The 14,390-nt window shown below is 69.9% G+C and carries 15 protein-coding genes; 9 read left to right on the plus strand and 6 right to left on the minus strand.

The annotated features are described in order from the left end of the window. The first annotated feature begins 122 nt into the window (after positions 1-122). The 3 genes from ACQCO7_RS17380 to ACQCO7_RS17390 all read left to right on the plus strand — a co-directional run bounded on the left by ACQCO7_RS17380 (position 123) and on the right by ACQCO7_RS17390 (position 2,861). Positions 123-1,142, plus strand: coding sequence for an acyl-CoA desaturase (locus ACQCO7_RS17380; protein WP_464072698.1), 1,020 nt, complete (start codon positions 123-125; stop codon positions 1,140-1,142). Next, positions 1,139-1,816, plus strand: a complete 678-nt coding sequence (locus ACQCO7_RS17385; protein WP_029184017.1) for a TetR/AcrR family transcriptional regulator — start codon at positions 1,139-1,141, stop codon at positions 1,814-1,816. Before ACQCO7_RS17380 ends, ACQCO7_RS17385 begins: the two co-directional genes overlap by 4 nt. Positions 1,817-1,970: 154 nt before the next feature. After that, positions 1,971-2,861, plus strand: coding sequence for a hypothetical protein (locus tag ACQCO7_RS17390; RefSeq protein ID WP_464072699.1), 891 nt, complete (start codon positions 1,971-1,973; stop codon positions 2,859-2,861). A 210-nt stretch (positions 2,862-3,071) separates the two neighbouring features. Here the strand turns inward: ACQCO7_RS17390 and ACQCO7_RS17395 are convergent, their stop codons facing one another. Together ACQCO7_RS17395 and ACQCO7_RS17400 are read right to left on the minus strand one after the other, a co-directional pair. Next, positions 3,072-3,425, minus strand: coding sequence for a VOC family protein (locus ACQCO7_RS17395; protein WP_464072700.1), 354 nt, complete (start codon positions 3,423-3,425; stop codon positions 3,072-3,074). A 2-nt stretch (positions 3,426-3,427) separates the two neighbouring features. Then, on the minus strand, positions 3,428-4,213 hold the full coding sequence (locus ACQCO7_RS17400; RefSeq protein WP_464072701.1) for a trans-aconitate 2-methyltransferase: 786 nt from the start codon (positions 4,211-4,213) through the stop codon (positions 3,428-3,430). An 88-nt stretch (positions 4,214-4,301) separates the two neighbouring features. Between ACQCO7_RS17400 and ACQCO7_RS17405 the strand changes: the two genes are divergently transcribed. Further along, entirely contained in the window at positions 4,302-4,799 is a 498-nt protein-coding gene (locus ACQCO7_RS17405) for a MarR family winged helix-turn-helix transcriptional regulator (RefSeq protein WP_464072702.1), read from the plus strand. Between the two features lie 171 nt (positions 4,800-4,970). On the opposite strand, the gene ACQCO7_RS17410 is transcribed toward ACQCO7_RS17405, so the two are convergent. Next, positions 4,971-5,738: a LuxR C-terminal-related transcriptional regulator gene (locus ACQCO7_RS17410; protein ID WP_464072703.1), complete on the minus strand. Its 768-nt coding sequence runs from the start codon at positions 5,736-5,738 to the stop codon at positions 4,971-4,973. 260 nt (positions 5,739-5,998) lie between these two features. On the opposite strand from ACQCO7_RS17410, the gene ACQCO7_RS17415 reads away from it, so the two are divergent. From ACQCO7_RS17415 to ACQCO7_RS17425, 3 genes are all read left to right on the plus strand, one after another. Next, positions 5,999-6,454, plus strand: coding sequence for a GNAT family N-acetyltransferase (locus tag ACQCO7_RS17415; RefSeq protein WP_464072704.1), 456 nt, complete (start codon positions 5,999-6,001; stop codon positions 6,452-6,454). A 30-nt stretch (positions 6,455-6,484) separates the two neighbouring features. Beyond that, positions 6,485-7,153, plus strand: a complete 669-nt coding sequence (locus ACQCO7_RS17420; RefSeq protein ID WP_464072705.1) for a DedA family protein — start codon at positions 6,485-6,487, stop codon at positions 7,151-7,153. A 102-nt stretch (positions 7,154-7,255) separates the two neighbouring features. Then, positions 7,256-8,998 carry an RICIN domain-containing protein gene (locus ACQCO7_RS17425; RefSeq protein ID WP_464072706.1) on the plus strand — a complete coding sequence of 581 codons (1,743 nt, stop codon included), beginning with the start codon at positions 7,256-7,258 and terminating at the stop codon, positions 8,996-8,998. Positions 8,999-9,097: 99 nt separating this feature from the next. On the opposite strand, the gene galK is transcribed toward ACQCO7_RS17425, so the two are convergent. The 3 genes from galK to galT are packed head-to-tail and all read right to left on the minus strand — an operon-like array spanning position 9,098 to position 12,274. Beyond that, positions 9,098-10,246: a galactokinase gene (gene galK / locus ACQCO7_RS17430; protein WP_464072707.1), complete on the minus strand. Its 1,149-nt coding sequence runs from the start codon at positions 10,244-10,246 to the stop codon at positions 9,098-9,100. 1 nt (position 10,247) lies between these two features. After that, a complete protein-coding gene (gene galE, locus ACQCO7_RS17435) occupies positions 10,248-11,213 on the minus strand; it encodes a UDP-glucose 4-epimerase GalE (protein WP_464072708.1) in 966 nt (321 codons plus the stop codon). Next, positions 11,210-12,274 (minus strand): galactose-1-phosphate uridylyltransferase, encoded by a 1,065-nt coding sequence (gene galT, locus ACQCO7_RS17440; protein ID WP_464072709.1) that lies wholly within the window; start codon positions 12,272-12,274, stop codon positions 11,210-11,212. The genes galE and galT overlap by 4 nt, the downstream gene beginning before the upstream one ends. 105 nt (positions 12,275-12,379) lie before the next feature. Here galT and ACQCO7_RS17445 point away from each other — a divergent pair, with 105 nt between their 5' ends. Both ACQCO7_RS17445 and ACQCO7_RS17450 read left to right on the plus strand, forming a co-directional pair. Next, entirely contained in the window at positions 12,380-14,059 is a 1,680-nt protein-coding gene (locus tag ACQCO7_RS17445; protein WP_464072710.1) for a sodium:solute symporter family protein, read from the plus strand. Between the two features lie 10 nt (positions 14,060-14,069). Next, a complete protein-coding gene (locus ACQCO7_RS17450) occupies positions 14,070-14,387 on the plus strand; it encodes a hypothetical protein (protein ID WP_464072711.1) in 318 nt (105 codons plus the stop codon). The last annotated feature ends 3 nt before the right edge of the window (positions 14,388-14,390 follow it).

Here is a 14,390-nt window from a genome sequence, read left to right on the forward strand (position 1 = left end):
CCGGACCTCGCTGCCATACTTACGACGCCGTAGGTTACGGAACCGTAGGAAACCGTCCTCGGCCAGGGCCGACAGAGCCCTAGGTATCCGATCCGCACCCTCGACCCCACAGGGGACGCCCCATGGCCACAAGCTCCGATGTGATCGACGACGCCCCGGAGGAGACGCCCGGCGCACCACTGCCGCCGGAGCGGTCGGCGACGCTGGGCGGGGAGCAGAAGCGTTCGCTCGAACAGATCACGCTCCTCCTCTTCATCGTCGTCCCGTTCCTGGCGATCCTCGCGGCCGTGCCGCTGGCGTGGGGCTGGGGGGTGAGCTGGCTCGACCTCGGTCTGATGGTCTTCATGTACTTCCTCGGCTGCCACGGCATCACGATCGGCTTCCACCGGTACTTCACGCACGGCTCGTTCAAGGCGAGGCGCCCGCTGCGGATCGCGCTGGCGATCGCCGGGTCGATGGCGGTCGAGGGGCCGCTGGTGCGCTGGGTCGCGGACCACCGCAAGCACCACAAGTTCTCCGACGCCGAGGGCGACCCCCACTCGCCGTGGCGCTTCGGGGAGACGATCCCCGCGCTGCTCAAGGGCCTGTGGTGGGCGCACATCGCGTGGATGTTCGACGAGGAGCAGACGCCGCAGGAGAAGTACGCGCCCGACCTGATCAAGGACACGGCGATCCGACGGATCTCCCGTACGTTCATCGTGTGGGCGTTCGTCTCCCTCGCCATCCCGCCGCTGGTCGGGGGCCTGGTGACGATGTCCTGGTGGGGTGCGTTCACCGCGTTCTTCTGGGGGTCGCTGATCCGGGTCGGTCTGCTGCACCACGTGACCTGGTCCATCAACTCCATCTGCCACGCCGTCGGCAAGCGCCCCTTCAAGTCCCGTGACCGCTCCGGGAACGTGTGGTGGCTGGCCGTCCTGTCCTGCGGCGAGTCCTGGCACAACCTGCACCACGCCGACCCGACGTCCGCGCGGCACGGTGTCGAGCGCGGGCAGATCGACTCCTCGGCGCGGCTGATCCGCTGGTTCGAGGCGTTCGGGTGGGCGTACGACGTGCGCTGGCCGTCACGCTCCCGTATCGATTCCCGCCGCAACACCGACGCTGACCGCTCCCGGCGCCGGAAGGCGAGCGCCGAAGCGGCATGATGGACGCCGTGGCCATCGATCCCAGCAGCACCGCGAGCAACGAGAAGCCCCGGCGCGCCCGCCGGACCCGGATGACCGGGGCGGAGCGCCGGCAGCAGCTCCTGGAGATCGGCCGCACCCTCTTCGCGGCGAAGGGTTTCGAGGCGACGTCGGTGGAGGAGATCGCGGCGAAGGCCGGGGTCTCCAAGCCGGTCGTGTACGAGCACTTCGGGGGCAAGGAGGGTCTGTACGCGGTCGTCGTGGACCGTGAGATGCGGCGGCTGCTGGACATGGTCACGAGTTCCCTCACCGCCGGGCATCCCCGCGAACTGTGCGAGCAGGCCGCGTTCGCCCTGCTCGACTACATCGAGGAGTACACGGACGGCTTCCGCATCCTCGTCCGCGACTCCCCCATCCCGCAGTCGACCGGCTCCTTCGCCTCCCTGATCTCGGACATCGCGACGCAGGTGGAGGACATCCTGGGCCGCGAGTTCAAGAGCCGGGGCTTCGATCCCAAGCTGGCCCCCCTGTACGCGCAGGCCCTGGTCGGCATGGTCGCGCTCACCGGCCAGTGGTGGCTGGACGTCCGCCGCCCCAAGAAGGCGGAGGTCGCCGCGCACCTGGTGAACATCGCCTGGCACGGCCTGGACGGCATGGAGGCGAAGCCGCATCTGATAGGGCGCCGCAAGTCGTAGCCCCTCCTTGAGTTTTTTCAGCCCTCTTGTCGAGAACCTTCCGGGTAAATTTTTGGACAGGGATATTTGACTCTGTCGGTACTCCCGAGCCCTTTCGAAGATGGGGAAGCGCAAGCTGACCGCGCTCCGCTCACCCACCAAGGAGGGCACCCCCATGCCCAAAGGACACGCTCGCAACAAGAAGCGCTCCCGGACTCTCGCCATCGGTCTCGGCTCGGTGATCGCCGTCGCGGGCGGTGTGATCGCCGTTCCCGCGGCGATGGCGGCCCTGGTACCCCCGCCGGCGTCCACGCCGTTCCAGCTCAAGGGGGCCGAGACCTTCGACACCGACAAGATGATGGCGGCCCTGTGTCCGGGGCCGACCTCGGACAAGCCGTTCCAGGACGTCGGCTTCTTCTTCATCGACCTGGCCACCGGCAATGTCGCGCCGGACGAGTCGAAGGGGATCGGCGACATCGGCACGACCCCGGCGGGCTCACCCGCGGTCACCCGTGTCGCCGCGCACTGCGAGTACCCCGCGACCGACGTGAAGGACTCGTTCGGCGCCCCCACCGACACCTCCGACCTGATCGTCAACTGCGGCAACGCGGTCCAGACCGGTCAGGAGATCACCCACAGCCTGACGAGCAGCAGCAGCGTCACCCACAGCGTCTCGGTCAGCGCCGGCTTCGAACTCAGCATCATCAAGGACGTGTTCTCGCTCGGCGGCGGCGCCGAGGTGACCACCGAATGGTCCTTCGGCCAGGAGGTCAGCAAGAGCAAGACGGAAAAGATCGACGTACCGCCGCGCACCGCGGCCTTCCTGGAGAGGGTGCCGAGGCTGCGTACCGTCACCACCACTCCGATCGCCGTCCTGGAGAGGGTCCAGACCATCAGCCCCGACGAGGTCAAGGAGGAGAACGGCTGGCGGAACAACGGCAGCATCCGCATCACCTCGTCCGGTTACACGATCTCCGCGACCGGCGACGCACTGGACAAGAACGGGCTCCCCGCCGGCACGAGCCGCGCGAAGGACCGCCCCGTCACGGACGCGGACTGCGCCTGAGCGGGGCCCTGCACCCTGTTGCCGGTGATCAGGCCCGCGTACTCCGCCGTCGGCCCGGAACGGCCGGTCCCGGCGGATACCTGACGTAGGTCCTGTCCCCGGTCGGCGGGCCCTGGGTGATGCTCCAGGTGTCCAGGCCCGCGCAGACGGTCCCGACGGCGACGGCTCCCCACCCCGTCCGGGCCCGGGAGTGGGTTGTACGGGCACCGGTCACTCCAGAAACTCCAGCCGGTTCCCCACGGGATCGGACGCGTAGAACCGTCGGCGCCCCGGCAGGCTGTCGTCCCAGGTCACCGGGGTTCCGTACGATTCCAGCCGGGCCGCGTACGCCGCGATGTCCGTCACGCCGAGCCCCGGATGCGCCTTCCTCGCCGGGCGGAAGTCCTCCTCGACGCCGAGGTGGACCTGGACCGGCCCCGCCCGGAACCAGCAGCCGCCGCGCGCCGCCAGGGCCGGGGGTTTCGGGATCTCCGTCATGCCGAGGGTCTCCGTGTAGAACGCCCGCAGCAGGGGTTCGCCGCCCGGCGGTGCCGCCAGCTGGACGTGGTCGATCGACGTCAGCATCCCTACGCCCCCTTCGTCGCCACCGCGAACAGGCGGCGGAACGGGAGGACCGTGCCGTACGGCTGTGGCGGGTACGCCTGCCGGAGCAGGTCCCGGTACTCGCTCACGAACGCGTCTCCGGCCTCGGGGTCGTCCGCGAGGGCGTCCAGGGCCGGGCGCAGGCCGGTGCCCTTGACCCAGTCGAGGACCGGGTCGGTGCCGGGGAGGACGTGGAGGTACGTGGTCTGCCAGATGTCGGCCGTGCCGCCCAGGCGGGAGAGGTACGCCTCCGGGGTGTGGACGGAGCTTTCCCGGCGCAGGACGTCCGCCAGGCGGGACTTCCAGCGGGGCGTGTTCGCCAGGTCCCGCATCAGCGCGTGGAGCGGCGCGTCGATGTTGTCCGGGACCTGGAAGGCGAGGGTGCCGCCCGGGGTGAGCGCGTCGAGCCAGGCGGGGAGGGCGTCCAGGTGCCCGGGGACCCAGTGGAGCGCCGCGTTGGAGACGAGAAGGTCGTACGGCTCCGCGGGGGCCCACGTCGTGAGGTCCGCGTGGGCGAAGTCGAGGTCCGGGGTGGCGTACGCCGCCGCGTCGGCCAGCATCTGCGGGGAGTTGTCGTAGCCCGTGACGCGGGCCGTGGGCCAGCGTTCCGTGAGGAGGCGGGTCATGTTGCCGGGGCCGCAGCCGAGGTCGGCGATACGGGGGCGGGCGGCGGGGAGGTCGGGGATCCTCGCGAGGAGGTCGATGAAGGGGCGGGCGCGGTGGTCCGCGTGGCGCAGGTACTGGGCGGGGTCCCAGGAGGGGCTGGTCATGGGTCCACGATGCCCGAGAATTTCTCTCGATGTCAAGAGACTTGATGTCAAGAGACTTCACATCGACACAACCACTACACTGATCGCCATGGAGGACGAGGTCGATCGGCTGGTCGCGGCGTGGCGTCGGGAACGCCCCGACCTCGACGTGGAGCCACTCGAAGTGCTGAGCCGGGTCAGCAGACTGGCCCGCCACCTGGACCGCGCACGCCGGCTGGCCTTCGCCGAGCACCACCTGGAGCCGTGGGAGTTCGACGTCCTCACGGCGCTGCGCCGGGCGGGCGCCCCGTACCAGCTCTCCCCCGGCCAGCTCCTCACGCAGACCCTGGTCACCTCGGGCACGATGACCAACCGCATCGACCGCCTGACCCAGAAGGGCCTGGTGGAACGCCTCCCCGACCCCACGGACCGCAGGGGCGTCCTGGTCCGCCTGACCGCCGAGGGCCGCGACCGGGCGGACCAGGCGCTGGCGGGGCTGCTGGCGCAGGAGAGGGCGATCCTGGCGGAGCTGTCGCCGGGACAGCGGGGCGAACTGGCGGCGCTGCTACGGCAGTTGACGGCCCCCTTCGACAACATCCCCGGCTGACCCCGGCCCGACGAGGGCGACCGGAGCAGCCGTCCGTCGCGAGGCCGGCGCCGGGTCATGCGGCGGTCGCCGCTTGCCGAGACCCGCGAGCATGACCACGCGCGCCGCCACCGGTGGACGGCCGGACCCGAACCGCCCACCGGGGAAACGGAGTTGAAGGGTCCGGGAGCGCTAGGCCAACTGCCCGCCCCGCTCGACCACGTCACCGGCGAGGTCCACCGGCCCGACCCCCGCCCGCCGTGCCAGCGCCACCGCCGCCAGCGTCGAGTGCACTCCCAGCTTGCCCAGCACGTTCTGCATGTGCGTGCGGACCGTGTGCGGCGACAGGAACAGCCGCTCGGCCACCGCCTTGCGGCCCAGCCCCGCCACCATGCAGCGCAGCACCTCGCGCTCCCGGGGCGTCAGCGACTCCACCAGCCGCTCGCTCTCCGTCCGGTGCTTGCGCGCGGCCGTCAACTCCCGCAGTACGCCGGTCAGCAGCGCCGGCGGCAGATGCGTCTCGTCCCGCAGCACCCCCCGGATGACGGTCAGCAGCCGCGACAGGGAGCAGTCCTTGGCGACCCACCCCGACGCCCCCGCCTGCAACGCCAGCGCGGCCCGCCGGGGGTCGTCCTTCTCGGCGAGCACGACGACCCGTACGTACGCCTGGGTCGACCGCACCCCGGAGAGGAGCGAGATCCCGTCCACATGCCCGTTCTCGCCGACCTCGTGGACCGGGACGGCGGGCCTCAGCCCGGGCGCGACGGTGCCCAGATCGGCGTCCACGAGCAGGACGTCGAACCGGCGCCCCTCCGCGGCGGCCCGCTCCAGACTCCGCAACGCCGCGGGACCGCTCCCGGCGGCGGACACCTCGACGTCCGGCTCAGCCGCCAGTGCCGCCGCCAGCGACTCCGCGAAGATCCGGTGATCGTCGACGACCAGAACTCGGATACGAACCACGAAACCCCCTTCCCCGATGCTCCTCGACGGAGCAGGGGATACCCCAGAAAAGGCCGGAGAACGACGGCTGCGGGTACGACGCCCGTGGCGCGGGTGCCGCACGGCCGCCGCCGTGCGCGTACTGCTACCCCCGCCGCGAGCGCCGTACCCGGCTGTCTCGCCCCCTGAACGGCACCGGCCCCCCGCCGGTGCTGTTCACAGAGTAGGGCCGGGAGCACGGAGCGGAAGCGGTTTCGCAGAACTGGTCGGCCAGGGCGTTTATGGTGTGCCGCATGTTCGGCTTTGAGACAGAAGTGGACAACACCCGACGCGCGCTGCTCCGTACGAGGCTCCGCGCGGCGAACCTCTCCGCGTCCCCGGAGCTACAGGCCCTCCACCTCACCCCCGATTCCCGGGAATCCCCGTTGCACATCTGGGCCACGACCCCCGAGAACCCCCTGTGCGGCGGCCTGGTCGGCCACACGTGGGCGTCCTGGCTCCACGTCACCTTCCTCTGGGTCGACCCCGACTTCCGGGGCACCGGCCTGGGCACCGCCCTCCTCACCCGGGCGGAACGCATCGCCCACGAGGACCGCGCCTGCACGGCCGTACGCCTGGAGACGTGGGACTTCCAGGCGCCGGACTTCTACCGCGCGCGGGGGTACGAGGAGGTCTGCGCGATCACGGACTATCCGCCGGGGGTCACGGAGTTCACGTTCACGAAGCGACTGGGCTGACCACCCTCAGCTTTGCATTACCTTTACCTTATGACCACCGCGCACCTCGCCGCCCAGCCCAAAGAACCCTCGGACGGGATCACGGGGTGGGTCACCGGGCTCATCGAGACGATCGGGGGGCCGGGGGCCGGGCTGGCCATCGCGCTGGAGAACCTCTTTCCACCGATTCCCAGCGAGGTGATCCTGCCGTTGACGGGGTTCGCGGCGGGGCAGGGGGTGCTGAGTCTGCCGTCCGCGTTGTTCTGGACGACGCTCGGGGCGACCGTGGGGGCCGTCGTCCTGTACTGGATCGGGATGCTCGTCGGGCGGGAGCGGGTGCACGCGATCTGGGCCAAGCTGCCGCTGGTGAAACCGGCGGATCTGGTGCGGACGGAGGAGTGGTTCGCGCGGCACGGTACGAAGGCGATCTTCCTGGGCCGGATGCTCCCCGTCTTCCGGAGCCTGATCTCCGTCCCGGCGGGGGTGGACCGGATGCGGCTGCCCACGTTCGTCGCGCTCACCGCCCTCGGCTCCCTGCTGTGGAACTCCGTGCTGATCATGGCGGGTTACTGGCTGGGGGATCAGTGGGAGCTGGTCGAGGCGTACGTGGGGGTGCTGTCGAAGGTGGTCCTGGGGCTCGCGGCGGTGGCGCTGGGGCTGTTCGTGGTGGTGCGCGTCCGCAGCAGGGGGCCGAAGGCCCGGCACCGCCGTACGTCGTGAAAGGTTTCGCGGGACGGGGGCAACCTTTTCGCGGGCTGTGACGACTCGGTGCCGTGCGGACCAGGGGGTCCGTACGGAGCAACACCGAAAGAGAGCACCGAAATGTCGCCTCGCCCGCCGTCCCCCGCGCCCGCTCCGGGGCACCGGCACAAACACCGCGGCCGTCGGCTGTACCAGCGCCGGAGCCTGTGGGGAGCCGTCGCCCTGACCGTCGTGGGCGGCTCGGTCGCCTGGGTCAGTACGGCCTCGGCGGCGGTCGTGGACACGGACTCCTGGTACGTCCTGGTCAACCGCAACAGCGGCGAGGCGCTGGACGGCCTCGGCTACGCCACGAACGACGGCGCGGCGGTCGTGCAGTGGAGCCGGCACGGCGGGACCAACCAGCAGTGGCGGTTCGTCGACTCGGGCGACGGCAACTACCGCCTGCTGAACCGGAACTCCGGCAAGGTGCTGGATGATTACGGCTGGTCGAAGACCGCCGGTACCGCCCTGGTGCAGTGGAGCGACCACAACAACGCCAACCAGCAGTTCGGCCTGAAGAAGGCGTCGGACGGATACTTCCGCCTGGTCAACCGCTTCAGCGGGATGGCCGTCGAGGTCAAGAACGGCTCCAAGGCCGACGGGGGCCGCGTCGCCCAGAACCCTGACAAGGGCGGCGCCGCCCAGCAGTGGAAGCTCGTCCCGGCCGGAAGCGTCGGCGGCGACAAGAACCCCGCCCCCGCCAAGCCCTCCCCGACGACGCCCCCGCCCGCCACCACCGGCGGCTCCACCCCCCGCCTGATGGGCAGCGACAAGGTCCTCATCGGCGGCTCGATGTCCGACGCCTCGGCCGCCGCCGCCCCCTTCGACGTGCGGTACGCCTACGTGCACAGCCAGCCCGCGCCCTCCCGGGACTACTACACGGCCGCGCGCTGCAAGGCCCAGTGGTCGAGCTGGTGGGGCTGCTGGAACGGCGAGACCACGGCGCCCGGCACCTACGTGACCTGGCGGGACAGCGTGTCGGCCCAGGCGACGTACCAGGGCAAGGCGCGCCCGCAGAAGAACTTCTGGACCTGGTACTCGCTGCGCGACCTCGGGGACGCGGCGGGCGAGGGCGACGGTCCGGGCGAGGTCAAGGCCATCAACCGGACCGACCTGCTCACCCGCTACCTGGACGACTACCGCTTCTTCCTCCAGAAGATCGGCACCTCGCGGGACATGATCGACATCGAGCCCGACTTCTGGGGCTACGTCCGCTCGCTCGGCAACCCGCACAAGGTCGCCGCGCAGGTCACGGCCGCGAACCCGACGGACTGCGGATCGCAGGAGAACAGCGCCGCCGGCCTGTCCCGCTGCCTGATCTCGATGGCCCACAAGTACGCCCCGAACACGGGTGCCGGCTTCCACCTGACCTGCTGGGACTGGCAGAACAACGTGCAGAAGTGCGTCGACGACTACAAGGACCTCGGCGCGAAGGACGCCGACTTCCTGGTCTCCGACGTGGTGGACCGCGACGCGGGCTGGTACGCGAAGCCGGAGCACGGCGGCCGTGACACCTTCTGGACCGACCAGAAGGCCACCGCCGAGATGAACTTCTACAAGACGATGGCCGAGTCGGTGGGCAAGCCCGTCGTCCTGTGGCAGATCCCGCTGGGCAACAAGGCGCAGAACAACACCCTCAACCACTACAAGGACGACAAGGTCGACTGGCTCTTCTCGCACCTGGACCAGGTGGCGAAGGCGCATGTCGGCGCCCTCCTGTTCGGCCCGGGGCAGCAGGAGCAGACCACGGTCGAGTCGGACGGCGGGAACCTGATCAACAAGACGATCGCGTACCACAACGCGGGCGGTACGCCGCTCAAGTAGCAGCGCTCAGGTAGTACCCGGGTAGTCCCCGGGTACCCCTCAGGTACGACGCGAAAGCGGCCCCGCGCACACCAGCGCGGGGCCGCTTTCGCGTACCGCTCAGACCAGGCGCCGAGCCCCCGGCGCCGGAACCGCCTCGAAGACGCGCGGCGCGGTGAACCCGGCCGCCGCGAACGCCTCTTCGACGGCCTTCGTGATCCCGGGGACGTCCGCCTCCTCGGCCAGCACGATCGCCGAGCCGCCGAAGCCGCCGCCGGTCATGCGGGAGCCCAACGCCCCCGCCGCCAGGGAGGAGTCCACGACCAGGTCCAGCTCCGGGCAGGAGATGCGGAAGTCGTCCCGCAGCGAGGCGTGCCCCTCCACCAGGACCGGGCCGATCGCGCGGGCGTCCGCGCCGGACGTCATGAGCGCGACGACCCGCTCCACCCGCTCGTCCTCGGTGACCACGTGCTTCACCAGCCGGCGGATCTCCTCGTCCTCGATCCGCGCCAGCGCCGAGTCCAGCTCGGCGTAGGGGACGTCCCGCAGGGCCGTGACGCCCAGGATCGCCGCGCCCTCCTCGCAGCCCGCCCGGCGCTTGCCGTACTCGCCCTCGCTGTGGGCGTGCTTGACCTGCGTGTCGACGACCAGCAGGCGCAGGCCCTCGGACGCGAGGTCGAAGGGGATCTGCCGCTGGGAGAGGTCGCGGGTGTCGAGGAAGAGCGCGTGGCCCTCCTCGCAGCAGGCGGACGCGGTCTGGTCCATGATGCCGGTGGGGGCGCCGACGTAGACGTTCTCGGCGCGCTGGCACAGGCGGGCCAACTGCCAGCGCTGGAGGCCGAGTTCGTAGAGGTCGTTCAGGGCGAGCGCGACGACGACCTCAAGGGCCGCCGAGGAGGACAGGCCCGCGCCCGAGGGGACCGTGGACGTCAGGTGGATGTCCGCGCCCCGGACCGCGTGGCCCGCTTCGCGCAGCGCCCAGACCACACCCGCCGGGTACGCGGTCCAGTTGGTGTCGGTGCCGGGCTCCAGCGCCGAGAGCTCGACGACACCGCCGTCCACGTCCGCCGAGTGCAGCCGCAGCCGGTCGTCCTCGCGCCGCGACACCGCCGCGATCGCCGTGTGCGGGAGAGCGAACGGCATGACGAAGCCGTCGTTGTAGTCCGTGTGCTCGCCGATGAGGTTGACGCGGCCGGGCGCCGCCCAGACGCCTTCCGGGGCCGTGCCGTACAACTCCTCGAAGCCGTCCCGGACCTGCTGTGCGGACAACTCAGCTCTCCTTCGAAATCTGCTGTGCGAATTCCCACGCGTCGGCGACGATACCGGCGAGGTCCGCGCGGGACGGCTGCCAGCCCAGCTTCTCGCGGGCGGTGGCGGCGGAGGCGACGAGGACGGCGGGGTCGCCGCCGCGCCGGGGGGCCACGATCTCGGGGACCGGGTGGCCGGTGACCTTGCGGACGGTGTCGATGACCTGGCGTACGGAGAAGCCCTCGCCGTTGCCGAGGTTGCAGATCAGGTGCTCGCCCGCCTCGGCCGCCTTCAGCGCGAGGAGGTGCGCGTCGGCCAGGTCCGCGACGTGGATGTAGTCGCGGATGCAGGTGCCGTCGGGGGTCGGGTAGTCGTCGCCGTACACCGAGATCGCCTCGCGGCGGCCCTGGGCGACCTGGAGGACCAGGGGGATGAGGTGCGACTCGGGGTCGTGCCGCTCGCCCTGGGCGCCGTACGCGCCCGCGACGTTGAAGTAGCGCAGGGAGACCGCGCCGAGACCGTGGGCGTTCGCCTCGCTGGTGATCATGTAGTCGACCGCGAGCTTGGTGGCGCCGTAGGGGTTGGTCGGCTTGGTGACGGCGGTCTCCGGGATCGGGACCACGTCGGGCTCGCCGTACGTGGCGGCCGTCGACGAGAAGACGAGTTTGCGTACGCCCGCCTCGCGCATCGCGCCGAGCAGCGCCATCGTGCCGCCGACGTTGTTCTCCCAGTACTTCTCGGGGTGTACGACCGACTCCCCTACCTGGGAGCTAGCGGCGAAGTGGAGGACGGCCTCGTACGAGTCGTCGAGCCACTTGCCCGCGTCGCGGATGTCGCCCTCGATGAAGGCCGCGCCCGCCGGGACGCCCTCGCGGAAGCCGGTGGAGAGGTTGTCGAGGACCGTCACCTCGTGGCCGGCCTCAAGGAGGTGCTGGGCCACCACGCCGCCGACGTAACCCGCACCGCCCGTGACCAGGTACTTGCTCATGAACTCGCTACCTCTCGGAGTCGCTCGGCCGCGCGCTCCGGAGAGATGTCGTTGATGAACGCACCCATGCCCGACTCGGAGCCCGCGAGGAACTTCAGCTTGCCGGACGTACGGCGGATCGTGAAAAGCTCCAGGTGCAGCGCGAAGTCGTCGCGGCTGACCCCGTCGAACTCCTCCAGCTGGCCGAACGGCGCCTGGTGCCAGGCGGCGATGTACGGCGTCACCGGCTGATCGTCGCCGAAGATCCGGTCGAAGCGCCTCAAGAGTTCCAGATAGACCTTGGGAAACTCTGTGCGCGCGTCCTCGTCGAGCCCGAGCAGGTCCGGGACCCTACGACGGGGGTAGAGGTGTACCTCGTACGGCCAGTGCGCGGCGTACGGGACGAACGCGACCCAGTGTTCACTCTCCAGGACTACGCGGTCGTCCGCGAGTTCCCGCTCCAGCACGGCGTCGAAGAGGTTCTCGCCACCGGTCGCGTCCTTGTGCGCGGCGACCTGGCGCAGCATGAGGGCGGTGCGGGGCGTGGTGAAGGGGTAGGCGTAGATCTGCCCGTGGGGGTGGCCGAGGGTCACCCCGATCTCCTCGCCCCGGTTCTCGAAGGCGAAGACCTGCTGGACGGAAGGAAGATGCGACAGCTCCGACGTCCGGTCGGTCCACGCCTCCAGGACCAGGCGCGCCTGGTCCTCGGTGAGGTCGGCGAAGGACGAGTCGTGGTCGGACGTGAAGCAGACCACCTCGCAGCGGCCCGAGTCACCGGCCAGCGAGGGGAAGCGGTTCTCGAAGACGACGACGTCGTACGACGAGTCCGGGATCTCGCTCAGGTTGTCGGCGCCCTTGGTCGGGCAGAGCGGGCACTGGTCGACCGGCGGGTGGTACGTCCGCCCCTGCCGGTGCGAGGCGATGGCGACCTGGTCGCCGAGCAGGGGGTCCCTGCGTACCTCCGAAGTGGTGACGGTGCGGTCCAGCGGACGGCGGTCCACCGCGTCGCGCACCGTGTCGTCCCGCAGGTCGTAGTAGATCAGCTCACGACCGTCGGCCAGCCGGGTCGAGGTCTTCTTCACCTTCGACTCCCCATCCGTGCACCAGCACAGCTAGAACCATCAAACATAACCGAACACATCAAACCACAAACACACACATCCGGTCACCCTTGAAAGGGCCCTCCTGTGTATCCCCCCACTCCGCTCGCCACCGAGCTGCGGCTCCCCGTCAACGCGCTCGACTACACGATCCTCGGCATCTACTTCGTCGTCGTCCTCGGCATCGGGTTCGCGGCCCGGCGCTCCGTGAAGACCAGTCTCGACTTCTTCCTCTCCGGGCGCTCGCTGCCCGCCTGGATCACCGGGCTCGCGTTCATCTCCGCGAACCTCGCCGCGACCGAGATCCTCGGGATGGCGGCGAACAGCGCGCAGTACGGGGCGTACACCGTCCACTGGTACTGGATCGGCGCCATCCCCGCGATGGTGTTCCTCGGGCTCGTGATGATGCCTTTCTACTACTCCTCCAAGGTGCGCTCCGTCCCCGAGATGCTGCTCCTGCGGTTCGACAAGTGGGCGCATCTGCTGAGTTCGGCGCTGTTCGCGTTCGCCGCGATCCTCATCGCCGGGGTCAATCTGTACGCCCTCGCCATCGTCGTCGAGGCGCTGCTCGGGTGGCCCGAGTGGGTGGCCGTCCTCGTCGCCGGGTTCTTCGTGCTCGCGTACATCACGCTGGGCGGGCTGTCCTCGGCGATCTACAACGAGGTGCTCCAGTTCTTCGTGATCCTCGCGGCGCTGATCCCGCTGTCCGTGCTGGGGCTGAAGAAGGTCGGGGGGTGGGGCGGGCTGACGGATTCCCTGAAGGCCACGCACGGGGACGACTTCGTCAGCGCCTGGGGCGGTACCGGGATCGGGTCCGCCAACCCCCTCGGCGCCAACTGGCTGACCATCGTCCTCGGGCTCGGGTTCGTGCTGTCCTTCGGGTACTGGACGACGAACTTCGCCGAGGTGCAGCGCGCGCTCTCCGCGAAGAACCTCTCCGCCGCTCGGCGGACGCCGCTCATCGCCGCGTTCCCGAAGATCTTCATGGTGTTCCTCGTGATGATTCCGGGGCTGGTGGCGGCGGTGCTGGTGCCGAAGATCGGGACGTCCGGGTCCGACCTCCAGTACAACGACGCGATCCCGTACCTGATGGAACAACTGCTGCCCAACGGGGTGCTCGGGATCGCCGTCACCGGGCTGCTCGCCGCGTTCATGGCGGGCATGGCGGCCAACGTGTCGTCCTTCAACACCGTGTTCACCACCGACATCTGGCAGAAGTACGTCGTCACGGACCGGGAGGACGCGTACTACGTCCGCTTCGGGCGGCTCATCACCGCGATCGGGGTCGCGGCCTCGGTCGGGACGGCGTTCCTCGCGTCCTCCTTCTCCAACATCATGAGTTACCTCCAGACCCTGTTCTCCTTCTTCAACGTGCCGATGTTCGTCGTCTTCATCATCGGCATGTTCTGGAAGCGGGCCTCCGCGAAGTCCGGGTTCTGGGGGCTGCTCGCCGGTACGACCGCCGCGATGATCAACTACTTCGTCCTCTACAAGCAGGACGTCATCGGCATCCCGACCGACCAGGGCGCGAACTTCGTCTCCGCGATCGCCGGGTTCGTGGCGGGGGCGGTGGTCATGGTGGCCGTGTCCCTGTTCACGGCGCCGAAGCCGGAGGCGGAACTCCAGGGCCTGGTGTACGGGACCAAATCCCCCGGCACCTCCGAGGCACCCGGCGCCGGGGACGACGCGTGGTACCGCCGCCCCGCCCTCCTCGGCTGGAGCGCCGTCGTCATCGCCGCCGCCTGCTACATCCCGTTCTCCTTCTGAGAGGTTCGCCATGTCCGACCACTACTCGGAAAAAGACGTCCACCGCGAGGTGACGGAGCTGGAGGGGAAGTCCACGACCGCCGCGCGCATCTTCGATCTGCGGCGGATCATCGGGGGGTTGTTCGTCCTGTACGGGGTGATCGTGACAATCACCGGCCTAACGGACGGCGACGCGGAGATCGACAAGGCCCAGGGGATCAACATCAATCTGTGGACGGGGGTGGGGATGCTGGGGGTGGGGGTGTTCTTCCTGGTGTGGCTGTGGGTGCGGCCTACGCGGGCGCTGCCGGAGGAGGGGGACACGGGGCCGGGTTCGGGTTCGGCGTGAGGT

It is taken from the genome of Streptomyces saintjeani (assembly GCF_055409605.1).

Coding starts and splice junctions, on each gene's coding strand:
- ACQCO7_RS17380 (WP_464072698.1), top strand. CDS start 123: ATGGCCACAAGCTCCGATGTGATCGACGACGCCCCGGAGGAGACGCCC.
- ACQCO7_RS17385 (WP_029184017.1), top strand. CDS start 1,139: ATGATGGACGCCGTGGCCATCGATCCCAGCAGCACCGCGAGCAACGAG.
- ACQCO7_RS17390 (WP_464072699.1), top strand. CDS start 1,971: ATGCCCAAAGGACACGCTCGCAACAAGAAGCGCTCCCGGACTCTCGCC.
- ACQCO7_RS17395 (WP_464072700.1), bottom strand. CDS start 3,425: ATGCTGACGTCGATCGACCACGTCCAGCTGGCGGCACCGCCGGGCGGC.
- ACQCO7_RS17400 (WP_464072701.1), bottom strand. CDS start 4,213: ATGACCAGCCCCTCCTGGGACCCCGCCCAGTACCTGCGCCACGCGGAC.
- ACQCO7_RS17405 (WP_464072702.1), top strand. CDS start 4,302: ATGGAGGACGAGGTCGATCGGCTGGTCGCGGCGTGGCGTCGGGAACGC.
- ACQCO7_RS17415 (WP_464072704.1), top strand. CDS start 5,999: ATGGTGTGCCGCATGTTCGGCTTTGAGACAGAAGTGGACAACACCCGA.
- ACQCO7_RS17420 (WP_464072705.1), top strand. CDS start 6,485: ATGACCACCGCGCACCTCGCCGCCCAGCCCAAAGAACCCTCGGACGGG.
- ACQCO7_RS17425 (WP_464072706.1), top strand. CDS start 7,256: ATGTCGCCTCGCCCGCCGTCCCCCGCGCCCGCTCCGGGGCACCGGCAC.
- galE (WP_464072708.1), bottom strand. CDS start 11,213: ATGAGCAAGTACCTGGTCACGGGCGGTGCGGGTTACGTCGGCGGCGTG.
- ACQCO7_RS17450 (WP_464072711.1), top strand. CDS start 14,070: ATGTCCGACCACTACTCGGAAAAAGACGTCCACCGCGAGGTGACGGAG.